The organism is Shinella sumterensis, assembly GCF_004514425.2.
Classification (GTDB): domain Bacteria; phylum Pseudomonadota; class Alphaproteobacteria; order Rhizobiales; family Rhizobiaceae; genus Shinella; species Shinella sumterensis.
On record NZ_MYFN02000003.1, the window covers coordinates 243,323 to 267,148 of the forward strand.

General features: G+C 65.4%; 14 protein-coding genes. 4 read left to right on the forward strand and 10 right to left on the reverse strand.

Going from position 1 to position 23,826, the window contains the following annotated elements:
* Positions 1-25: 25 nt before the first annotated feature.
* Positions 26-256, forward strand: coding sequence for a ribbon-helix-helix domain-containing protein (locus B5M41_RS08265; protein ID WP_134649521.1), 231 nt, complete (start codon positions 26-28; stop codon positions 254-256).
* Here the strand turns inward: B5M41_RS08265 and B5M41_RS27015 are convergent.
* From B5M41_RS27015 to B5M41_RS08285, 4 genes are all read right to left on the reverse strand, one after another.
* Positions 249-4,049, reverse strand: a complete 3,801-nt coding sequence (locus B5M41_RS27015) for an AsmA family protein (protein WP_134649522.1) — start codon at positions 4,047-4,049, stop codon at positions 249-251. The two genes, B5M41_RS08265 and B5M41_RS27015, sit on opposite strands and share 8 nt — an antisense overlap.
* A 43-nt stretch (positions 4,050-4,092) precedes the next feature.
* A complete protein-coding gene (locus B5M41_RS08275) occupies positions 4,093-5,514 on the reverse strand; it encodes an FAD-binding oxidoreductase (protein WP_134649523.1) in 1,422 nt (473 codons plus the stop codon).
* Positions 5,515-5,606: 92 nt separating this feature from the next.
* Positions 5,607-8,762 carry an efflux RND transporter permease subunit gene (locus tag B5M41_RS08280; RefSeq protein WP_134649524.1) on the reverse strand — a complete coding sequence of 1,052 codons (3,156 nt, stop codon included), beginning with the start codon at positions 8,760-8,762 and terminating at the stop codon, positions 5,607-5,609.
* Positions 8,762-9,928: an efflux RND transporter periplasmic adaptor subunit gene (locus tag B5M41_RS08285; RefSeq protein ID WP_134649525.1), complete on the reverse strand. Its 1,167-nt coding sequence runs from the start codon at positions 9,926-9,928 to the stop codon at positions 8,762-8,764. The genes B5M41_RS08280 and B5M41_RS08285 overlap by 1 nt, the downstream gene beginning before the upstream one ends.
* Before the next feature lie 298 nt (positions 9,929-10,226).
* On the opposite strand from B5M41_RS08285, the gene B5M41_RS08290 reads away from it, so the two are divergent.
* The 3 genes from B5M41_RS08290 (at position 10,227) to B5M41_RS08300 (ending at position 14,087) form a co-directional block, all read left to right on the forward strand.
* Entirely contained in the window at positions 10,227-11,048 is an 822-nt protein-coding gene (locus B5M41_RS08290; protein WP_134649526.1) for a cyclase family protein, read from the forward strand.
* 48 nt (positions 11,049-11,096) lie between these two features.
* Positions 11,097-11,510, forward strand: a complete 414-nt coding sequence (locus tag B5M41_RS08295) for a carboxymuconolactone decarboxylase family protein (RefSeq protein WP_134649527.1) — start codon at positions 11,097-11,099, stop codon at positions 11,508-11,510.
* A 102-nt stretch (positions 11,511-11,612) separates the two neighbouring features.
* The gene (locus B5M41_RS08300; protein WP_134649598.1) at positions 11,613-14,087 is read left to right on the forward strand and encodes an ATP-dependent helicase; all 2,475 of its coding nucleotides are present in this window, start codon (positions 11,613-11,615) and stop codon (positions 14,085-14,087) included.
* A 41-nt stretch (positions 14,088-14,128) separates the two neighbouring features.
* Here B5M41_RS08300 and B5M41_RS08305 read toward each other — a convergent pair whose 3' ends face one another.
* From B5M41_RS08305 to B5M41_RS08330, 6 genes are all read right to left on the reverse strand, one after another.
* On the reverse strand, positions 14,129-15,832 hold the full coding sequence (locus tag B5M41_RS08305; RefSeq protein ID WP_134649528.1) for a methyl-accepting chemotaxis protein: 1,704 nt from the start codon (positions 15,830-15,832) through the stop codon (positions 14,129-14,131).
* Between the two features lie 224 nt (positions 15,833-16,056).
* Positions 16,057-17,259 carry a DUF2778 domain-containing protein gene (locus tag B5M41_RS08310; protein WP_160869440.1) on the reverse strand — a complete coding sequence of 401 codons (1,203 nt, stop codon included), beginning with the start codon at positions 17,257-17,259 and terminating at the stop codon, positions 16,057-16,059.
* Positions 17,260-17,510: 251 nt separating this feature from the next.
* On the reverse strand, positions 17,511-18,929 hold the full coding sequence (locus B5M41_RS08315) for an amidase (protein WP_134649530.1): 1,419 nt from the start codon (positions 18,927-18,929) through the stop codon (positions 17,511-17,513).
* Between the two features lie 259 nt (positions 18,930-19,188).
* Entirely contained in the window at positions 19,189-19,884 is a 696-nt protein-coding gene (locus tag B5M41_RS08320; RefSeq protein WP_134649599.1) for a TetR family transcriptional regulator C-terminal domain-containing protein, read from the reverse strand.
* Positions 19,885-20,051: 167 nt separating this feature from the next.
* Positions 20,052-20,675: a TetR family transcriptional regulator gene (locus B5M41_RS08325; protein ID WP_134649531.1), complete on the reverse strand. Its 624-nt coding sequence runs from the start codon at positions 20,673-20,675 to the stop codon at positions 20,052-20,054.
* Between the two features lie 5 nt (positions 20,676-20,680).
* Entirely contained in the window at positions 20,681-23,818 is a 3,138-nt protein-coding gene (locus tag B5M41_RS08330) for an efflux RND transporter permease subunit (protein WP_134649532.1), read from the reverse strand.
* Between the last annotated feature and the right edge of the window lie 8 nt (positions 23,819-23,826).

Here is a 23,826-nt window from a genome sequence, read left to right on the forward strand (position 1 = left end):
CCCCCAGCCAGACACCACGATCGGTATGATCCGCAAATATTCCACCACGCTGCACGGCCACCGCACGAGCTTCTCGCTCGAGCCGCTTTTCCACGACGAGCTTAAGGCTATCGCCGACGAACGGGAAATGCCCGTCGCCGCGCTGATCCGCGAGATCGACGACGCGCGTGCGGTTGATGACAACCTCTCCTCGGCGCTACGCCTTCATGTGCTGGAATGGCTGAAGACGAAAGTGCGGGACGCCGCGATCAGTTGACACCCGGCAGGCTTTCGAAGTTCAGGTTTCTCCCGCCATCGACCGGCGGCAACTCGCCGCCGCGCTCCACCGCCTCCCCACCCGTGGCCGGCAATCGACGGCGGCGCGCCTCTTCCTCCGCCTTGCGCGCCTCCTGCGCGGCGCGCTGCTCGGCAAGCCTGCGCGCTTCTTCCTGCGCGGCCAGGATACGGCGAGCGTTCTCTTCCTCGTTGCGCCGCACGCGTTCGGCTTCCTCGGCCGCCGCCCGGGTGGACCGTTCCTGCTCCGCACGCTCCTGGGCTTCGACGCGGCGGCGCTGCTCTTCCTCCATCTGCAGGCGCTCGGCCTCGGCACGGGCCGCGCGTTCATCGGCACGTGCGCGATAAAGGGCCGCTTCGCGCCGCAACCTCTGTTTCTCCAGCACATTGGCCTGGAGCGTCTCGACGCGCCGGCGCTCCGTCTCGAAACGCCGCAGGGAGAGATAGTTGGCCAGAGGCTGGACATCCAACGTGACGCCGGGAGCCTCGATGAGACCGCGATAATCGAGCGACACTTCGGGCGCAGCACCCGCCAGCGCATCCTCACCCGCCTTGAAGGTCACGGCGAGCCGGCCGGTCATCGCATCGCCGGCAAGATCGAGATCGGCATCGGCGGAGAGCGCCGCACCGCTGTTTTCGGCTGCGACGCTCTGCGCGCGCAACCTGCCGCTGGCAAGCGCGAGCGGAACACGCACGGCACCAAGGGATGCCTCGCCCTTCAGGATGGCGTCGGCGGCAAAGCCCGCCACCCGCTCCGGCGTGATGTCGCCCTCGATCGCGTCGGCCGCCGCCAGCAGGGCGGGAAAGGCCGACGTGTCCAGGCCGTGCAGCACGAGGTCGGAAATCTTCGCCTCGCCCGAGCCGCTGGCGCCCTCCACCATGCCGCGCACGCTCTTGCCCGAGGCATCGACGGCCAGCGTCACATCCGCCTTGCCGCTCGCGACCGCGCCACCCGGTCGGGCCCAGACCGCCTTGGAGACATCCACCCCGGCAAGGTCCATGCGCGCCTCGAACAGGCCGTTCTCCTCGGCATTCGAGACCTTCACGCGGCCGGAAAGCCTGCCGCCCAGCCACGCGCCGGCCATATCCGTCAGCTCGAATTCGCTGCCCTTCCAGGCGAGGTTCGCCTTGAAACCGTCCACCGCGCCATAGAGGCCCGGCCAGAAGGCGCCGGCCTCCAGCGCCACCGAAACGTCGGCATTATCCAAGAGGGGCTGCGTCAGCGGCGCGCCGTTCAGCCCGCCATCCGCCACATCCGTCACCGGCCCGCCGACCGCCTCGGCGAGGAACGCGAAATCCACCGTGTCGATGCGCAGCGAGCCCGTGCCCTTCAGCGCGGTCGCCGCACGGTCGAAGGTCAGCGCGCCGGAGAAGCCATTGCGATCCGCCTTGCCGGCGATGTCGGTGATCGCGACGCTCTCGGCGCCGGTGTCCAGCTTGGCCTGCAAGGTGAGCGGCAGCCCGGTGCCCGCCTGCGGCACCGCGATGCCGTTCATCATCAGATAGGGCTCGATGTCGTCGCTGGCGACGGAAAGCGTGAGCGCGCCGTTCAGGAAATCATCCGCCGAAAGCGCTGCCGTGCCCGCGGCGGAAACCGTCGTGCCGCCGGCCTTGAACGCTGCGGAAACCGTAGCCGGCCCATCGGCGGGCTGTTTGGCCTCGATCGTGATGGTGCCGTCCGGATCGGCATCGAACGGGAGGGGCACGAGACCCGCCTGGCCAGCCAGAACCACGGTGCGCGGATTGAACAGGCTGCCGTTCAGCTCGAAATCGCGCGCCGCCAGCAGGTCCGCGAGGCTTGCCGCCGAAAGTCTGATATCCACCCGCCCGTCATTGACCGGTCCCGACAGGGTCACGGTCGCAGGGTTCTCGTCCCCGCCGGAGGCGGCGATGCGCATGGCGAGATCGGCGTTGTCGTAATAGCCCGCATTCTCGGCAAAGCGTGACAGCAGCGGATGCGCCGGCAGATGACGCGCCAGCAGGGCCGCGAGCGGCTCCATCGTCTCCACTTTCACGGTCACGTCCAGCCCGGCATCCGGTGCGTCCAGCGATCCGCCCAGCGTGCCTTTCGCCGAAATCGCCGCGCCCGCCAGCGAGGCCACGTTGAAACGGTCGAGCGTCAGCGCGCCATTCCTGGAAGAGAGGACCGCGTTCACACCGGATGCGGTCTCGCCGAACGCAACCAGCCTGTCGGCCTTGAGGTCGAGTGCGATCGCGTTGCTCGCAATGCTGGAAAGCGAGGCATCGCCGGCCACGAGGCCGACAAGCGCCTGAAGCGATTCCAGCCGCACCTCGTTGCCCTGCAATTGCAGCGAAAGCGCCGGCACGGCATCCGCGCGCGATTCACGCTCCATCCGTCCCAGCAGGCTTGCACCGCCGATGGCGATCTCCAGGTTCTCGAAGCGCTGCAACTCGTCGGCAAGGTTCACCCGGGCGGAAAACCCGGCCGTCTTCAGCTTGCGGATCTCAGGGTCGACGGAGCCCGTAAGCCATGTCGCAAGCCCCGACGGCTGGTTGGAGGCGACCAGGAGGTCGCCGATGAAGCCGCGGTTGTCCTTGAGCCTCAGCCGCCCCTTCGCCTCCAGCGTCGTTCGGCCGGGCAAAAGCACAGTCGCCTGGTCGACGAGCCATCCGTCGCCATCGGGCTTCACGTCGAGCCGGATTTCGCGCACCGTCGTATCGCCGATCACCACGGCGGGCAGCAGGAGGCTCGCCCGCCCCGGCACCTGCGGAATGGGAATGTCGGCGGCGATCGAAAGCAGCGCCTGAAGCCGCTGGCGGGCGGAGACCTGCGGATTGCGCCCGGTCTTGCCCGACTCGCCGCTGTTGCCGATGCGGTTCACGTCGATCTGCTGGCCATTGGCGGTGAGCAAAAATTCCGGCGCGCGGCCGGTATCGAGCGTCGCTTCGCCGGTCACCACATAGGGATCGGCCTGCGCGCCGGCCTCGAGGCGGTATTCCGGCACGCGGATGCGCTCGTTGGAAAGCTCGAACTTGCCGCCGACGCGGATCGGATCGACAGGCTTCTCGCCCTTGGCGCGCGGCTTTTCCGACAGGGTAAAGCCGCCCGCATATTGCGGCCGGAAATCGACGAGTTTCAAGGCGCCGTCCAGATCGGCGGTGAAGGACAGCCGGTCGGGTACGATGCGGGTGCGCAGGGAGAGCGCGCCGTCCTCCACCTGCCCGCTCGAAAGCTGGAAGGCGCCGGCTTCGCCATCGAGCGCCCCGCGCCCGTCGATGCGCCACGGCCCGCCGAGCGATTTCGCGGAAATCTGCGCATCGAGACCCGTCACATGGCGGGTGCGGCCGGTCTGCTCGTCGACGAATTCGATTTCGCCGCCGGTGATCGAGACATTTTCCAGAATGACGGTGCGGGCCGGGATATCGGATTTCCGGCCGCGCGCCCAATCCAGCGTGCCGTCCTTGAAAAGCTTGATGCGCGCCTTCGGCTCCTCGATGCGCATGTCGAAAATCAACGCCTCGCCGGACAGGAACGGCGCGAGTTCGGCATCCATCGAGAAGCGCGCGACCTCGACCAGCGGCTGGCCGTCCTCCGGCGAGCCGACCCGCACGTCGTTGAGCGTTACGGAGGGAAACGGGATCAGCCGCGCATCGACGCTGCCGTGCACGGTGACGGGCCGCCCCATGATGCGGCTCGCCTCCCGCTCGAAATCCTGCCGAAAGCTTGTCCAGTCCACGAACAGGGGAGCGAGAAGCGCCACGAAGAGCGCCACGACCACCAAGCCGCCAACGATAAGCCCGATCCTAGAAAGCACGCCGCATGCCTCGAATGTCCTTCAGTCGTTCAGAGGATAACGTCTAAATCGACGGAAGTGACGAAAAAATCTTGCCGGGGTTCATTATGTCGTCGGGGTCGAGCGCCTGCTTGATCTGCTGCATCAGATGCACGGTGCCGCCAAGCTCGTCCGGCAGGAAACGTTGTTTTCCCTGCCCGATCCCATGTTCGCCCGTGCAGGTGCCGTCCATGGCGAGCGCGCGCGCGGCAAGCCGTCCGACAAAAGCCTCGACCTGTTCGATCTGCACGGGATCCTTGTCATCGAAGACGACGCAGACGTGGAAATTGCCGTCGCCGGCATGGCCGACGATCGGCGCGAGCAGGCCGTTCTCCGCAATGTCGAGCTCCGTTTCGGCCACGCAATCGGCCAGGCGCGAGATCGGCACGCAGACATCGGTCGCAATCGCCTCATAGCCGGGACGCAACGCCTTCGACGCCCAATAGACATTGTGCCGCGCCTTCCAGAGCTTCGCCCGCTCGTCGGCATCGGCGCTCCACTGGAATTCGCCACCGCCGCATTCGGCGACGATCGCACCGAATTCCTCCGACTGAAGTCGCACGCTTTCCTCGTTGCCGTGGAACTCCACGAAAAGCGTCGGCTGCTCCGGCAGGGTCAGGCCGGAATAGGCGTTGCAGGCCTTGATCTGCAACGTGTTGAGCAGTTCGATGCGCGCGACGGGGATACCGAGCTGGATCGTCATGATCACCGCATTGCAGGCATCCTTCAGCGTCGGGAAGCCGCAGATGCCGCCGGCGATGACGGCGGGAATGCCCTGCAGGCGCAGCGTGACGGAGGTCAGCACGCCGAGGGTTCCTTCCGCGCCGACGAAAAGCCGGGTCAGGTCGTAACCGGCCGAAGACTTGCGCGCGCGCCGCGCGGTGCGGATCTCCTCGCCCGTCGCCGTCACCACGGTGACCGCCAGGACGTTATCCTTCATCGTGCCGTAGCGCACCGCATTGGTGCCGGAGGCCCGCGTCGAGGCCATGCCGCCGATCGAGGCGTTGGCACCCGGATCGATCGGGAAGAACAGCCCGGTATCGCGCAGGTAGAGGTTCAGCTCCTCACGCGTGATACCCGGCTCGACCGTGCAGTCGAGGTCTTCGGCATTGACCGAAAGCACGCGCTTCATGTTGCTGAAATCGATGGAGATACCGCCCTCGGGCGCGTTCACCTGCCCTTCCAGCGAGGAGCCGGTGCCGAAGGGGATGACCGGCACCTTCAGCGCCGCGCAGATCGCCACGACCGCCTTCACATCCTCGGCATTCTCCACGAAGACGACGCCGTCGGGGAGCTGGGCCGGGATGTAGGTGGTGGTATGCGCATGCTGGGTGCGGATCGCCTCGCCGGTCTGGAAGCGCTGCCCGAACCGCGACGCCAGTTGCGGCAGCGCCGCGGCGATGCCCGTGTCGTTGCGTGTGCCGCGCCTGATATCCGCCAATGCCATGCTGGGTCCTCACATCCGTGAGGCGTTACTGTGCAAATTGGCGCTGCCCTGTCCAGCGCCAATCGCGGCTCATCGGCAGCATTTCGGCGTGCCTATTCCGCCGCCTGCGGCAATGGCGGCTCCTCGCGGCGCTCGATCGTCGCGGCATGCTGCAACTCGGCGGCAAGGCGCCGCTCCTCGTCGGCATGCGGGCTCGTGAACCGCGCGATGACGAGGTAGGCGACCGGCGTCAGATAAAGCGTCACGACGGTTGCAAGGCCAAGACCGCCCACCAGGACCCAGCCGAGCGAGATACGCGCCTCCGCGCCCGCGCCGCTTGCCAGAATGAGCGGCACGGCGCCGACGACGGTGGCGATCATCGTCATCAGGACCGGGCGCAGGCGGATATTCGAGGCATTTTCGATGGCGCTGCGGATATCCTGACCGCGGTCGCGCAGCTGGTTGGCGAACTCCACGATGAGAATGCCGTTCTTCGCCATGATGCCGACAAGCAGCACCAGCCCGATCTGACTGTAGATGTTGAGCGACGTCCCCGTCGCGACCATCGCGAAGACGGCGCAGGCCAGCCCGAGCGGCACCGTGACCATGATGATGATGGCGCTCACGAAACTTTCGAACTGCGCGGCCAGCACCAGGAAGATGATGACGAGCGCGAAGCCGAAGGTGATGATGAGGCCGTTGGAATTTTCCTGAAGCGTCGCCGCTTCCGCCAGCGGCAGCACGCGCGAGCCCTCCGGAAGCAAGGGTTCGGCCATCTCGCGCACCAGCTGGAGCGCCTCGCCGAGCGCCAGGCCGTCCTTCAGGCCTGCCGAAAGCGACACGGCGCGCAGCTGCTGCTCGCGTGACAGCTGCGGCGCGACGGCCTTTTCCTCCAGCGTGGCGATGGACGACATCGGCACGATCTTTCCATCTCCGGTCTTCAGGAAGATGTTTTCCAGGTCCGTCGGATCGTTGATCGGCGTGGTGGTCGAGGAAAGCTTGACCGGATAGGACTGGCCCTCGACATAGACATCCACGACGCTGGTGCCTTCCAGCATGGCCTGCAGGGCCGCGGAAAGACCGGTGATATCGATGCCGAGATCGGCCGCACGCTCGCGGTCGACGGTTACGGAGAGCTGCGCCTGGTTGGCCTCGTAGTTGAGGCGCACATTCTGGAACCGCCCGCTGTCTTCGATCTTGCGCACGAGCTCGGCCGCGGCATTGCCGAGCTTGGTATAATCGTTACCGACGAGCGCGACCTGAAGGCCGTTGCCGGCCCCGCGGATGCCGAGGCTGTTCGGCTGCGTGACGAAGCTTCGCACGGACGGTACCTCGGCGACCGCCGTGTTGATGTCCTGCACGATCTGCTGCTGGCTGCGGTCGCGTTCGCTCCAGGGTGCCAGCGTCAAAACCATGAAGCCGCTGTTGGTGGAGCCGCCCTGCCCGGAAATCGAGAAGATGTTGACGATCTCGCCCTTGTCGTAGAGCGGGCGCAGCTTGCCTTCGATCCGCCGCATCTGGTCCTGCGCATATTCGAGCGAAACGCCCTGCGGCGCATTCACGCGCAGCATCACCATGGACCGGTCCTCTGTCGGCGTGAGTTCCGATTTGATGGTGAAGAACGAGGTTGCGCCTGCGGCCGTGAAAAGCAGCGCGACGACGAAGACGATGACGGGTGCGCCGAGGCAGGCGCTGAGCGTCGAGCGGTAGAAGCGCGAAGCCGCGCCGCCGATGCGCGCGAGCAGGCCCGTATGCCCGTGCGTCATGTCCTTCGTCAGCATGCGGGACGCGAGCATGGGGCAGAGCGTGAGCGCCACGAAGGAGGAGAGCAGGATCGCGAAGGCGAGCACGAAGCCGAATTCGCGGAACAGCCGGCCCGCCTGTCCGGGCAGGAAGGACAGGGGCACGAAGACGGCGGCGAGCGTTGCCGTCGTCGCGATGACGGCGAAGAACACTTCGAGCGTGCCGAGAACGGCAGCTGCGCGCGGCTTCAGGCCTTCGGCGCGGCGGCGCACGATGTTCTCCAGCACCACGATGGCGTCGTCTACCACCAGTCCTGTTGCCAGCACGATGGCGAGCAGCGTCAGGATGTTGACGGAGAACCCGGCCATGTAGATCGCCGCGATGGTGCCGATCAGCGCGATCGGCATGCTGATCGTCGGGATCAGCGTCGCGCGCCAGTCGAGCAGGAAGAGATAGATCACGAGCGTCACGATGAGGACGGCGACCACCAGCGCGATCTCCACCTCATGAATAGCACCGTCGATGAACACCGCGTCGTCGCTCGTGACCTTGAGTTCGGTTCCCGGCGGAAGCACGTCGCCGAGCTGCCCGATCATGGTCTTCACACCCGCGGAAATGTCGAGCGTGTTGGATTGCGCCTGCCGGATGATGCCGAGGCCGATGCCCGCCCGGCCGTTCGAGCGCAACGCAGTGGAGCCATCGTCTGGGCCGAGTGTTACCAGCGCGACATCGCCGAGGCGCACGTGGTTCTTCAGGATGAGGTTTTCGAAATCGGCGGGGGTGGCAAGGTCGGCCGTCGCCCGAACGGTGATGTCCTGGCTCTGGCTCTTCAGCGAACCGGCGGGCACGTCGAAGGCCGCCGTCGCCAGCGCGTTGCGCAGGTCGGCCACGGTCAGCCCGCGTGCGGCAAGCCGCGACTGGTCGACGTCGACCCGGAAGATCTTCTCCTGATCGCCGTAGACCACCACGTCGGCGACACCTTCGACGGAGGCGAGACGGTCGGTGATCTCGTTATCGGCGAGCAGCGTCAGGTTTTCGAGCGACTGCGTATCGGAGGTGAGCGCAAGCCGCATGATCGGCTGGCTGTCGGCATCCGCCTTGACGACGCGCGGTTCCTCGGCGCCATCCGGAAGGTTGTTCGCCACGCGGCCGAGCGCGTCGCGCACGTCGTTCGCCGCCTGGTTGACGTCGGTCGTGTCGGAGAACTGAAGCGTGACGCGGCTGCGGCCGAAGGACGACGTGGAGGAAATGTCCTTGATGCCCTGGACGCGCGAGACCGCGCCCTCGACGATATCGGTCAGCTCACGATCGACCGTTTCGGGCGACGCCCCGTCGAAGTCGGTGGTGACGCTGATGACGGGCTGGTCGACCGACGGAAGCTCGCGGATCTCGACGCCATTGAAGGCGGCGAGCCCCGCGACCACGATCAGCGTATTGAGAACGAGCGCGAAGATCGGGCGGCGGATGAAGAGCGCGGTAAACCCCGCCTTGCCGCCGCCATTCGCCTCCACCGCATCGCCCGACATCACGAACCCTCCGTGCCGGCGGGGGCCTGTCGCTCGGCGGCAGTGCGCACCGCGCCGCCCGGCCTGAGCGTCTGCACGCCTTCGACGACGACGGCATCGCCATCCGCGAGGTCGGCCTTCACGAGCACCTTGTCGGGATTGCGCTGGACGATATGCACGGGCACGCGCTCCACCTTGTCGCCGCTGACGCGCCAGATGAACGACCCGTCCGCGCTCCACTGCACGGAAAGCGGATCGACGCTCGGATAGCGGTCGCCGGCAAAAAGCATCGTCACCTGGAAGGACATGCCCGCGCGCAGCAGATCCTGCGGGTTTTCGATCTGGGCGCGCACGCGCAGCGTGCGGCTTTCCTGGTCGATACGGTTGTCGATCGCCTGAATGGTGCCGGTGAAGGTTTCACCCGGGCGCGCCACGGCGGTGGCCGTAACTTCACCGCCCACGCGGATGTTCGTCGCGAAGCGCTCCGGCACCCAGTAATCGACGAGGATCTTCGAACGGTCGTCGACGCGTGCGATGGCGGACGTGGTCGTGACGTAATCGCCGGGATTGACGGAGATGATGCCGACCGTGCCGGCGAAGGGCGCGGTGATGTCGCGCCGGCTGAGCATGAGTTCGGCGTTGCGCAAGGCCAGCTCCGCGGCCTTCAGCGCCGTTTCGGCGTCCTGGAGATCGGCGGCGCTGGTCGAGGAGCGCAGATTGGTCAGACGGGTTACTTTCTGCTCGGCGCTTTCACGGGCCACACGGGCCTGATCGGCCGCGATCTTCTGCTCGTCATTGTCGAGGCGGGCGATCACCTGCCCCTGCTCCACCCGGCTGCCGGACTGGACGAGAACCTCCGTCAGGTTGCCGGAGGCATAGGGCGTTACCGTCACCGAGCGGATCGCCTCACCGTCACCGATGGCGTTCAGCCGGTCGTTGACGAGCGCCATGGCGACGGGCTTGGTCACCACCAGGGCCGGGCCGCCGCCGAAGCCGCCGCTCCTCCCGCCGCCTTCGCCGCCCGCCTGCCCATTGCCCTCACCGGCCGGCGCAATCGCCGCGACCACCGTCTCCGGCAGGCCGGCGGCCTCCAGAACACCGTTCGCACCCGGCACGAAACGGCCCCACAGCAGCACGCCGGCCGAAATGACGCCGACGCCAAGAAGGAGCTGTTTCCAAACCCGCATGCACTCTCTCTCCGATGACAAGCAAACCGCGACATGTTGCGTCGCGACATAGGGCGAGTATCCCGATTTGGAAATGAACCGGCAATGAAAGAATCCGATCATTACGGAATTGTAAGATTGCCCGGCCGGTTCGTTACAGGACGGTAAGCCGCCGGGGAGAAAAGTTTCCCGTTCGCCGCCTCTTTGAGCATGCCGTAATCTGGATCATGGCACGGCTTGTGATAGCGTCCCTACCGGCCAATTTGTCGTCCGTGGCCGGTACGCATCCTTGGGGACGCACAAACGAGAGGGGAAACTCATGTGTGACGCCTGCGTCATCGAATCCGTCAAGAACCGCATGCTTTCGCGCCGGGGCTTCTTCCGCGCCGCCGCAGCCGGCGCGGCGACCGCCGCCGTAGCCGGCACGGGTGCGCTCAGCCCGGCCCTTGCACAGGCACCGACGAAAGCGACCGATCTTACGCACGAACTCTACGAGGAATTCCCGACCTTTTTCGGCGACCAGCAGTTCTGGCGCGAGCAGAAGTTCAATTACAAGGAACACAAGTTCAATCTGTTCGAACTGCGGGTGAACGAACACACCGGCACCCATATCGATGCCCCCCTGCACTTTTCCGAGGACGGCAAGTCGGTCGCAGAGATTCCGGTTTCCGATCTCGTCGTGCCGCTCGCCGTCATCGATATCCGTAAGAAGGCCGCCGAGAATGCCGATGCGCAGCTGACGCCCGACGATATCAAGGCCTGGATCGCGGCGAATGGCGACCTGCCGGAGAAGGCCTGCGTCGCGCTTCTGTCCGGCTGGGACAAGCATCTCGGCACGGACAAGTTCCGCAACGCCGACAGCGAGGGAAAGATGCACTTCCCCGGCTTCCACGTCGAAGCGGTGCAGTATCTTGCGGAAAATTCGACCGCCGTCGGCATCGCCGTCGACACGCTGTCGCTCGACTACGGCATCTCACCGGATTTTGCCACGCACTATGCCTGGCTCGCCTCCGGTCATTGGGGGCTTGAAGCGGCCGCCAATCTGGATCAGCTTCCCGCCAAGGGCGCCACCCTGATCGTCGGCGCGCCCAAGGTACGCGGCGGCACCGGCGGTCCATCCCGCGTCTTCGCCCTCGCCTGATGTCACGCGGCCGGCGGCACCACCGCCGGCTTCCTCCGGAGAATTGTCATGAGCACCATTACGCCCGCCGAAAACCTCGAAGCCGATCACCGCGTGAAGGCGGTGTTCGATGATATCCGCGCCACGCGCAAATCGGATTTCATCAACAACATGTGGCTTTATCTCGCCTTCGATCCGGCCCTTCTGGAACGGACCTGGGCCGAAGTGAAGACCGTGATGGCGACACCCTCGACACTCGACCCCGTCATCAAGGAAATGCTTTACATCGCCGTTTCGGTGACGAACGGTTGCAGCTACTGCGTCCACTCACACACGGCAGCGGCAAAGGCGAAGGGGATGACGGACGCGCAATATGCCGAGCTGCTCTCCATCATTTCCCTGGCCGGCAAGACAAACCAGCTCGCACTTGGCCTGCAGGTCCCCGTGGACAGCGCTTTCGATGCGGATGCCGCGAAGCCCTGACGGGCCGCGCTTTCCACAATATTCGGAGCGATCTCTTTGCCCGTGGAATAAAAGCAGAACGCAAAACTGGCCTTTCGGTCCCGAATCACTACATTGAGCCGCATGATGAGCGGTTACGACGATATTCCATTCTTCGATGAAGACCCGCAGCTCGGCCCCAATCCGGCCGCACCCGCCCCGAAAGCGGGCGGCGGGTCGGGGCTCGGCATCGCCGCGCGCGCCATGGCGGCGCGCGACGCCAACCGCGCGCCCGATTATCTCTCCGGCCTCAACCCGGAACAGCGTGAAGCCGTCGAGACCCTCGACGGGCCCGTTCTGGTGCTCGCCGGCGCCGGTACCGGCAAGACGCGGGTGCTGACCACTCGCATCGCCCATATCCTCGCCACCGGCCGCGCCTATCCGAGCCAGCTTCTCGCGGTGACCTTCACCAACAAGGCCGCGCGCGAGATGAAGGAACGCATCGGCCTGCTCGTCGGCGGCGCCGTGGAAGGCATGCCGTGGCTCGGCACCTTCCACTCCATCGGCGTGAAGCTGCTGCGCCGCCATGCGGAGCTTGTCGGCCTGCGTTCGGACTTCTCCATTCTCGACACAGACGATGTCGTGAGGCTGATCAAGCAGTTGCTCCAGGCGGAGAACATCGACGACAAGCGCTGGCCGGCCAAGCAGTTCGCCGGCATGATCGATGGCTGGAAGAACAAGGGCCTCGATCCCGCGCAGATCCCGGAAGGCGATGCCCGCGCCTTCGCCAACGGCAAGGGCCGCGAACTCTACACCGCCTACCAGAACCGCCTGAAGACGCTGAACGCCTGCGACTTCGGCGACCTGCTGCTGCACCCGATCCGCATGTTCCGCGCCAATCCGGACGTGCTGGCGGAGTACCACCAGAAATTCCGCTACATCCTCGTCGACGAGTATCAGGACACCAACACGGCGCAATATATGTGGCTGCGCCTGCTCGCCCAGCGCCCGAAGGGCACGCCGCAGAACGTCTGCTGCGTGGGCGACGACGACCAGTCGATCTATGGCTGGCGTGGTGCGGAGGTGGACAACATCCTGCGCTTCGAGAAGGATTTTCCCGGCGCCAAGGTCATCAAGCTGGAGCGCAACTACCGCTCGACCGCCCATATCCTGGGTGCGGCCGGCCACCTCATCGCCCATAACGAGGACCGGCTGGGCAAGACCCTCTTCACCGACAGGCACGACCCCGACGACGACAAGGTGGTGGTCCACGCGGCCTGGGATTCGGAGGAAGAGGCCCGCGCCGTCGGCGAGGAAATCGAGCAGCTCCAGCGCAAGCAGCACAAGCTCAACGACATGGCCATCCTCGTGCGCGCGTCCTTCCAGATGCGCGAATTCGAAGACCGTTTCGTCACGCTCGGCCTCAATTACCGCGTCATCGGCGGCCCGCGCTTCTACGAGCGGCTCGAAATCCGCGATGCGCTGGCCTATTTCCGCGTTGTCAGCCAACCGGCCGACGATCTGGCTTTTGAGCGTATCATTAACACGCCTAAACGTAGCATCGGCGACACGACCAAACGCAAACTGCACGACTATGCACGCGCGCACGACATCCCCATGCTCGCCGCCGCCGCCGACATCATCCAGACCGACGAACTAAAGCCGCCCGCCCGCAAGTCGCTGTTCGACGTCGTCACCGATTTCCGCCGCTGGCAATCGCTGCTGGAGACGATGCCGCACACCGAGCTTGCCGAGCAGATCCTCGACGAGAGCGGCTACACGGCGATGTGGCAGGCCGACAAGTCGGCGGAAGGCCCCGGACGCCTCGACAACCTCAAGGAACTCATCCGCTCGATGGAAGCGTTCGAGTCCATGCGCGGCTTCCTGGATCACGTCTCGCTGGTCATGGATGCCGAGCAGAATGCCGACCTCGACGCCGTCTCGATCATGACCCTGCACTCGGCCAAGGGCCTGGAGTTCGAGACCGTCTTCCTGCCCGGCTGGGAGGAAGGCCTCTTCCCCCACCAGCGCTCGCTCGACGAGGGCGGCCGCTCGGGGCTGGAGGAGGAACGCCGCCTCGCCTATGTCGGCATCACGCGCGCCAAGCGCCGCTGCCACATCTGGTTCGTTTCCAACCGGCGCATCCACGGCCTGTGGCAATCGACGCTGCCGTCCCGCTTTCTGGACGAGCTGCCGGAAACGCATGTGGAAGTAGCGGAGGTCGAGCAGTCCTATGGCGGCTATGGTCGCGGGAGCGGTTATGGCCAATCCCGCTTCGACAAGCAGGAGCCGTTCCAGAACGCCTATTCGACGCCCGGCTGGCGGCGCGCGCAGGCAAACCGCACCGACGCGACGCGCGACAACTGGGGCTCGCGCTCGGGCCATGCGGTGGAACGCGTCGGCTATGGTGAAAGCGGTCCGCGCGGCCGCACGATCGAAGGAGAGCTCATCGCCAAGTCAGCGACAAGCGAACCCTCGAAATTCGCCATCGGCGACCGCGTGTTCCACCTCAAATTCGGCAACGGCAATGTCGCGTCGATCGAAGGCAACAAGCTGACCATCGATTTCGACCGCGCCGGCCAGAAACGCGTGCTGGACGGTTTCGTCCAGAAGGCCTGACGGAGCGGAGCCGACACCGGCCCCGCCTGCCTTGCTAGGGATCAGGATGCCTTGCGCATCGTCCCGAGGCGCGCCGCACGCTCCTCCGGCGTCCAGATATCGCCGCCATCGCGACGACGGGCGCGGCGGTTGAGCTGGAAGCGGTTGACGAGGTCGCTCAGCTTGACCGCGCCTTCGGCCAGCGTCTGGCTTGTGGCGGTCGTGTGTTCCACCATGGCGGCGTTTTCCTGCGTGATGCGGTCGACATCGGAGACGGCGGCGCTGATCTCCTCGAGACCGGATGCCTGCTCCGCGGCCGAGGTCGCGATGGCATCGACATTCTCGTTGATCTTCTGCACGAAGCTGCCGATTTCCTGCAGCGCCCGGCCGGTTTCGCCGACGAGGCGCACGCCATCCTGCACTTCCGCCCCTGAATTGGTGATCAGCGTCTTGATCTCGCGCGCGGCCTTGGCGGAGCGCTGTGCAAGCTCGCGAACCTCCTGCGCGACGACGGCAAAGCCCCTGCCCGCGTCTCCCGCACGCGCCGCTTCCACACCTGCATTGAGTGCCAGCAGATTGGTCTGGAAGGCGATCTCGTCGATGACGCCGATAATCTGGCCGATCTCGCTGGAGGCGGCCTCGATGCGCTGCATCGCGCTGACGGTATCGTTCACCACCTGCGCCGAACTGCTGGCGGATACGCGCGCATCCTGCACGAGCTTGCGCGTCTCGCGCGTGCGCTCGGTGGAGGAACGCACGGCGATGGTCGCCTGCGTCAGGGCGGCGGCCGTCTCTTCCAGCGCAACGGCCTGTTTGCGCGTGCGCTCGGAAAGCTCCTCGGCAGCCTTGCGCATGTCCTGGCCGCTGCGGTTCTGCACATAGGTCTGGTCGAGGACGAGCGAAAGCGTCTCCTGGAAGGCCGCGATCGAATTGTTGAAGTCGCGCCGCAACGGTTCGAATTCACTGACGAAAGCGTCGTCGATGGTAACGCGGATGTTGCATTCGGCCAGCCGCCCGAGCCCCGCGCCGATCTCCGAGATTGCCCGCACGCGTTCCGTCACGTCGGTCGCGAACTTCACGACCTTGAAGACCTTTCCGTCGGCATCCAGGATCGGATTGTAGGAGGCCTGGATGTGCACGCTGCTGCCATCCTTGGCAATGCGGGTGAACTGGTCCGAAGCGAACTGGCCCTCGGCAAGCCGCTCCCAGAACCGCGCATAATCGGGACTGTCGACATAATCGCGCGTGCAGAACATGGAGTGATGGCGGCCAACGATTTCCGAGAGGCTGTAGCCGAGCGTCGAGAGGAAATTGGCGTTCGCCGTAAGGATGTCGCCCCTGGGCGTGAATTCGATGACGGCCTGCGCGCGGCCGAGCGCGGCAAGCTTGCCCTCGTCCTCAAGCGCCTTGCGCTTCAGGACCGTGATATCGGTCGCGAACTTCACCACCTTGTAGGGTTTGCCGCCGCGAAACACCGGATTGTAGGACGCCTCGATCCAGATTTCATGGCCGCCCTTGGCGATACGCCTGTACTGGCCCCGGTCGAAATTGCCTTTCGCCAGATTGGCCCAGAAGGCGGCGTAAGCTGCCGACGCCGCCTCGTCGGGCGCGACGAAAATGCGATGGTTCTTGCCGACGATCTCCGGCAGCGTATAGCCGACGGCCTCAAGGAAATTCTCGTTGGCGTGGAGGATGCGGCCTGTCAGGTCGAACTCGATGATCGCCTGCGAGCGGTTCACCGCCGCCAGAACGGCGCGTGCATTCATTCCGAAATCAAAAGCAGCCACGTAGCACCCCAAACGAAACGCGAAACGCCGCGGTCCAATCCGCGGCTGACCAGAAATCGCCTAAAATTCTTAGCGTTTGCTAAACCACGGCGGCCGGAGAACTGACATTTGATAAAAAAACCGCCGTGTTGGACGACGGGACGTAGCGCAAATACCAAGACCGGCGCCATGGCGCCGGTCTTGGTAGAAGGAAACGGGATGGTTCAGGCGCCCGCCTTGCGATAGAGCGCCGCCAGCTGGTTGCGTGAGGACGGCAGCTCCGGCACCACGACCAGCATGGTGACGTGGCCACGCTTGAAGGCGTTCAGGAAGGGCTCGTAGTTCTGGAAGGCCACGCAGCCATGCGATCCCTTCTGCCCGCGCAGCAGGTTGGTGTGGGTGAGCAGGCCCGTGCGGTTCTTCGGATCGCGGCCATCGACCGACAGCATGCGGATCGCCTCGACGCCGTGGAAGCGGCTTTCGCGCATCCGCAGGCGATAGATGCCGGCCGGCGTCGGGCCGTTCATCTTGACATGCTCGTAGCGCGGGTTGTCACGCATCTTGCCGATGCCAGAATGGGCGCGCAGCTTCGTGCCGTCGGGCATGTGGACCGTGGCGTTGGAGACATCGTAGATCGCGACCCGCGTACCCTTGCCCGGCCAGCCGGAACCGCTGCCCTTGCCCTTGAAGAGATCGCCGAACAGCGAGCGCTCCGGCTTGGCGAAGGCGACATCCTCGTCCTTGTCCTTCGCCTCGTCGCGCTTGGTGCGGGCGACCGGCTTTTCCTCGACGGCCGGCTTGCGCTCGATCGTCACCGTCTCCAGCGCCGGCCGTGCCTCGGGCAGCGGGATCGACGCCAGGAAATCCTCGTCTTCGTCCTCGGCTTCCGGCTTCGCCATGACGAGGCCGAACGGCTGGATGTTCTTGCGCGAAGAATCGTCCGGCAGGAGCGCCGTCACCAGCGCCGGCTGGCCCGTGATCGCCTTCTCCTGCTCGACCGAGCGTTCGGCGCGGGCAAAGGCCGCCTCGATCATCATGGCCTTCTGCTTCTCGCGCTTGACGGCGGAGGCGAGCTGGACGGAAATCTTGCGCTGATGCGCAGCCTGAATGGCCTCGGCCGTCAGCTGCTTCTGGCGGATATCGCTTTCCGACGGCGGCGAGAGGCGCGAGAATTTGGCGATCTTCAGATTGCGCTCGGCCTGCATCTTTTCGGCCGAAACAGGTTGGCCGGGAAGCGAGAGGGCAAGGTGCTTCTTGCTCTGCGAAAGCGACGACGCCGCTTCCTGCATGGCCCCGAGCGTCGAGACGACGGCCCAGGCGGATCCGGCAATGACGCCGCAGGCAAGCAATGCGCTGACAAGAATACCTCCGGGGCGACCCCGACGGGATTTCGACGCGGAACGCGCGGAACTGTACACAGACGCCATGATACTCGTTACCCGATACTCGTTACTCGGCGCGGCCGCGGACGACATCCTGCGGAAGCCATTACGCTTGCGGCGGGTGGGGCGATGCGCCTCCGGTTCCTGCCGAACGGGTAAAGAATGACGAAATATGGTAAGCAATTCCTTTACGGCGCCCCATGTTTTTGCAGGAATAGGCCCTGTGGGCGCTCATCGCCCGGCAAGGCTCCCTGTCATGGAAATGCGGCGCTCGCGTGTCCGCGCTGCCCGGCTCCCTAGAACTGGGGATGCAGGCCGAGCCAATCCGTCGCCTTCTCATAGCGCGCGGCCATGGAAAGCACGTCCCGATCCGCCCTGGCGCGGCCGATGATCTGGATGCCGGCGGGCAAGCCGTTCGCGCCGAAACCGGCCGGCATGGCCGCGACCGGAAGACCCGCCAGCGTCGGGCCGATGACCACCTCCATCCAGCGGTGATAGGTGTCCATCGAACGCCCGTCGATGCTCTTCGGCCAGTCCAGTGCGGCATCGAACGGGAAGACCTGCGCCGATGGCAGGACCAGGAAATCGTAGCGTTCGAAAAGGCCGGCGACGTAGCGATACCATTCGCTGCGCCCGAGCGAGGCCGCGTAAACGTCCCCCGCCGACAGTCGCTGGCCGTTCTCCACCTCCCAGATCATCTCCGGCTTCATGCGCGCGCGGCGCGCGGGGTCGGCATAATCCGCCGCCTGCCCGTTCGAGACGAGGAAATGGCGCAACGTGCGCCAGGTCTGCCAGAGCGCCGCCATGTCGAAGCCCGGCGCGACATCCTCGACCGCGCAGCCGAGCCGCCGGAACACGTCGAGCGAACTGCGGCACAGTTCCAGCACGCCGGGCTCGAACGGCAGGGAACCGCCGAAATCGCCGAGCCAGCCGACGCGGGCGCCAGAGAAGTCCCGCTGCATATCCGGGGAAAGGTCCTCATCGGCAAGCGACAGCGGATCGCGCGCATCGTATCCGGCCTGCGTGGCCAGAAGCGCAGCCACATCGGCGACGGTGCGCCCCATGGGCCCGTTCACCGCAAGCTGGCCGAGAAAGAGTTCCGTGCCCAGCGACGGCACGCGGCCGAAGGACGGGCGAAAGCCGACCACATTGTTGAAGGCGGCCGGATTGCGCAGCGAACCCATCATGTCGCTGCCGTCGGCGACCGGCAGAAGATGCGCAGCAAGTGCCGCACCGGCGCCGCCGGACGATCCGCCCGCACTCTTCGTCGTGTCGTAGGGATTGCGGGTCACGCCGAAAACCGGATTGTAGCTGTGCGAGCCCAGGCCCATTTCCGGCGCGTTCGTCTTGCCGATGATGATGGCGCCGGCGGCGCGGATGCGCTCGACCTGGATATCGTCGTAGTCGGGCACGAAATCCGCGTAGTTGGCAGAGCCGAATGAGCAGACAATGCCCTTGGCCTCCGCGAGGTCCTTCACGGCGAAGGGAATGCCGTGCAGCCAGCCGCGATAATCGCCGGCAGCAAGGGCCCGGTCGGCCGCCTCGGCCTCCGCCAGCAGCGTTTCGGCCGACCGCAGGCTCACGATGGCGTTGATGCGGGGATTGATGGCCTTAATCCGCGACAGGTAGGCCGTCATGACGCTTCGGCAATCGAGCCGCCGTTCGGCGATGGCGGTGGAAAGAGCGAGGGCGGAAAGGTCTGTGATGTCCTGCAAGGTCTGCTCCGGCGATCTGGTCGAGCAAGAGCTAGCAGGTGGAAAATCGGAGCGCCAGCCCGGGCATGAACGCTGCGGCGGACGGGCGAGAAGGACGCGGCGGATTTACATCGAAAACCGCGTGTCGGTGACAGGGCGCAGCCCGCGTCCAGGACGACGAACTGCTGGCCGCCATCATGGCGGTTGCATCAACTACGCCCGCGGCTTGCGAAAGGTCAATCCGCCGTCATGCCGGCGATACCGAAGGGTTACCGAGCGGTTAAGGCCTGTCCCATTGACCGGCGGGCGCTTGATCCGGCCGCGGTCCCTGCGGCGTCAGGTGTCGCGGGAAGACCGCCGCAACGAATGCGGTGGCCGCTTCCAGCGCCTTTTCGCGCGTCGTGCCGTCGCCCATCAAGAGGCGCAGCCACAGCCCTTCCAGCATGGCGCAGAGCGACAGCGCGACCGGCTCCGGCTGGTAATCGTAACCACCCTCCGCCTTAAGTTCGGTGCAAAGAGCGATGACCGTCTCGCGATATTTGACGTCCCGTGCGCCGCAGAGGGCCTGGTAGGTCGGGCGCGACTTGGCCTCTCCCCAGAAGGCACCCCACGCGGCGATCTTGCGTTTCGTGCAAATCTTTCTGCTGAAATCCGCATGAACGAGCGCCCAAAGCCGGCCGGCGACGCTGGGTCCCGCCTTCTCCAGAGCCGCCTGCCAGTTGTCGCTGTACTCCTCCGACAGGAACTGCAGCGTGGCGACGAGCAGGTTTTCCTTGCTCTCGAAATGGAAGTTGACGATGCCCCGGGAAAGTCCGGCCCCAACGGCGACATCCGCCAGCGTCGTGTCGGAATAACCACGCTTGGCCAGCGAATCGATGGTCGCCTCGATGAGCTGCTGGCGCCGCGTCTCCCTGGAGGCCTTGCGACCGCGCTTCTCGCCGTCGATCGAGCCCTGTTCGCCCCCGCCTGCCCGCATCTTCGCCGTCACCTTGCCTCCCGGATCATCAAGCATACTGGTCATGGGCGCCCACAGGGCCGCCATGCCGTGATGCAGCAGAGCGGGACAATGCTCGCCGCTGTCAAGAACCTTTTGACGACGCGGACAGGCGGGTTCGGATCAAAAAGGAGCGGCGTCGATGCCGCTCAGCCTGACGGCGCGGGCTGGGCATAGCTGGCGAAAAGCCGGCGCAGCGCCTCCTTGCCCTCCCCGGCAAGATCGAAGCGGCGGCCGAACAGCAGCCATTCCGAACAGAGGCCCTTGATCACCCAGCGCAGCATCGATGCCGCCGAGCGGGGCGTCCAGCTGCCGCCGAGCTTGCCCTGGCCATCAGCCTTCGCAAATGCTGCCTCCAGCACCTGCATATGCTCGTCGTCGATATCGTTCTGGCGCTCGGCTATCGCGGCGAATTCGCCGCTGTGGTCGCAGCGCAGGAGAATCGAGAGAATGCGCTGGCGGTGTTCGTCAGAAGCCAGCAGCTCGAGCCACTCCCGGCCCACGCGCTCCAGCACGCCGAAGACATCGGCATTCTGAGCTTCCAGCTCGCGTGCGATCAGCTCTTCCTGCGGCATGGGCAGGGAATTGTAGAGTTCCAGCACCAGATCCGCCCGGTTGGCGAAGTGCCAGTAGATGGCGCCGCGGGTCACCCCCGCGGCGCGCGCCACGTCCTCCATGGAGGCGTGCGCAACACCCTTTTCGTAGAAGACCTTCTCGGCCGCGAGCAAAATCTGCTCGCGGGTTTCCTTGGCCCTGGCCTTGGTCCGGCGCATGCGGCTTACTCGGCCGGGTTGGTCGCCGCCGGAGCCGGCTCCTCCTTCTTTCTTCCGTATCCGAACAGCTTCATCACGAAGACGAAGAAGATCGGCACGAAGAAGATGGCAAGCACCGTCGCGGTGATCATGCCGCCCATCACGCCGGTACCGATGGCGCGCTGGCTGCCCGAGCTCGCACCGGTGGCGATCGCGAGCGGCAGAACGCCGAGCGTGAAAGCGAGCGAGGTCATCAGGATCGGCCGGAAGCGCAGGTGGCAGGCCTCGATGGTCGCATCGATCAGCGACCTGCCGTCCTCCATAAGCTCCTTGGCGAACTCGATGATCAGGATCGCGTTCTTCGCCGAAAGGCCGATGATGGCGATCAGGCCGACCTTGAAGTACACGTCGTTCGACATGTCGCGCAGCGTGACCGCGATGACCGCGCCGATGACGCCGAGCGGCACGACGAGGATGACCGCGAACGGGATCGACCAGCTTTCATAGAGCGCCGCAAGGCACAGGAAGACCAGGAGGATCGAGAGGCCGACAAGGATCGGCGCCTGCGAGCCGGACTGGATTTCCTGCAACGACTGTCCGGTCCACTCATAGCCGAAGCCCGGCGGAAGCTGGGCGGCAAGCCGCTGCATTTCCGCGATGGCATCGCCCGAGGAGAAGCCCGGCTTGGTGTCGCCGCTGAAACGGATCGACGGATAGCCGTTGTAACCCACCGTCTGCGTGGGAGCTCTTACCCACTCGGCGGTCGCGAAGGCCGAGATCGGCACCATGCCGCCGCTCGCGTTGCGGACATTGAGGTTCAGGAGGTCGGCGACCTGCATGCGCTCGTTCTGGTCTGCCTGCACCGTCACGCGCTGCATGCGGCCGGCATTCGGGAAGTCGTTCACATAGGTGGAGCCGAGGTTGGTCGAGATCGTCGAGTTGATATCGGCGAAGGTCACACCGAAGGTGTTGGCCTTCTCGCGATCGATCATGACATTGACCTGCGCGGCGTCGGGCATGCCTTCGACGCGAACGCCGGCCACGACATTGCTCTGCGCGGCGAGGCCGAGCAGCTGCTGGCTCGCGGCCGAGAGGGCTTCCTGACCAAGGCCGCCACGGTCCTGGAGGCGGAAGGAGAAACCGCCCGTCGTGCCGAGACCCTGGATCGGCGGCGGCGACAGCGCGAAGCTGATCGCATCCTTGATCTGGCTCATCGCCATGCTGGCACGCCCGGCGATCGCCTGCGCGGCATCTTCAGGCCCGCGTTCGCTCCAGTCCTTCAGCGTCACGAAGGCAAGGCCGGCATTCTGGCCCGCACCGAAGAACGAGAAGCCGTTGATGCCGACGATCTTGTCGACCGCAGCCTCCTGCCCGAAGATCTTCTCGGTCTGGCTGAGCACTTCATCCGTGCGGTGGCCGGTCGCTTCCGAGGGAAGCTGCATCATGACGATGACGAAGCCCTGGTCCTCATCCGGCAGGAACGAGGACGGCAGTTTCATGAACATGTAGCCGAGGCCCGCGAGGATCGCGAGGTAGATGATCATGAACCGGCCGGCGCGACGAACCAGCCAGCTGACGCTGCCGCTATAGCCCTTCGACGTGCGGTCGAAGCCGCGGTTGAACCAGCCGAAGAAGCCGCCCTTGGCGTGATGATGGCCCTTCGGCACCTGCTTCAGGAAGCTGCCGGCAAGCGCAGGCGTCAGCGAGAGCGCCAGGAAGGCCGAGAACAGGATCGACACGACCATGGTCAGCGAGAACTGCTGGTAGATGACGCCCACCGCACCGGGGAAGAAGCCCATCGGAATGAATACCGAAGCGAGCACCAGCGTGATGCCGATGACGGCGCCGGTGATCTGCTTCATCGCCTTGCGGGTCGCCTCCTTCGGCGGCAGCCCCTCTTCCGACATGATGCGCTCGACGTTTTCGACGACGATGATGGCATCGTCGACGAGGATGCCGATCGCCAGCACCATGGCGAACATGGTCAGCACGTTGATCGAGAAGCCCATGGCGAGCATGACGGCGCAGGTGCCGAGCAGCGCAACGGGAACGACGAGTGTGGGAATGATCGTGTAGCGGATGTTCTGCAGGAACAGGAACATCACGAGGAATACGAGACCCACGGCCTCCAGCAGCGTGTGCAGCACCTTCTCGATCGACACCTTCACGAAGGGCGAGGTGTCATAGGGGATCGAATATTCGAGGCCAGGCGGGAAGAACTTCGACAGTTCGTCCATGCGCGCCTTGATCGCTGCCGATGTCGCCATGGCGTTGCCGCTCGGCGAAAGCTGCACGCCGATGGCGGCGGAAGGCTGGCCGTTGAGGCGCGTGGAGAACGAGTAGGTCTCGCCCCCCACTTCCACGCGCGCAACGTCGCGCAGACGCACGGCCGAACCGTCCGCATTGGCGCGCAGCACGATGGCGCCGAACTCTTCCGGCGTCGTCAGCTGACCGCGGATGTTGACGGGAGCCGCGATCTGCTGCGTGATCGGATTGGGCTGCGCGCCGATCGAACCCGCTGCGATCTGCGCGTTCTGCGCCTGGACAGCCGCCGTGATGTCGGCTGCCGTCAGGTTGAGGCCGAGCATCTTGGCGGGATCCAGCCAGATACGCATGGAACGCTGCGTGGAAAACAGCTGTGCACGGCCGACGCCGGGCACGCGCTGCACTTCCGAGAGGATGTTGCGGTTGAGATAGTCTCCGAGACCGATCGCGTCCATCGAGCCGTCGGTGGAGGTCAGCGACACGATAAGCAGGAAGCCCGAACCGGCTTCCTCGACCTGCACGCCCTGGCGGCGGACCGAATCGGGAAGACGCGGCTCGACGCGGCTGACGCGGTTCTGCACGTCAACCGAGGCCTGCGACGGATCGGTGCCCGGCGCGAAGGTGATGTTGATTTCGGCCGAACCCGAAGCGCTCGAGGTCGATTCGAAATAAAGCATGCCGTCCACGCCGTTCAGCTCATCCTCGATGAGCTTGGTGACGCTCTGGTAGGTGTCCTGGGACGACGCGCCGGCGTAGGAGGTGGAAACCGAAATCTGCGGCGGAGCGACATCCGGATACTGCGAGATCGGCAGCAACGGGATGGAGATGGCGCCGGCGATCATGATGAAGATCGCGACCACCCAGGCGAAAATCGGCCTGTCGATGAAAAAACTGGGCATCGTTGCGG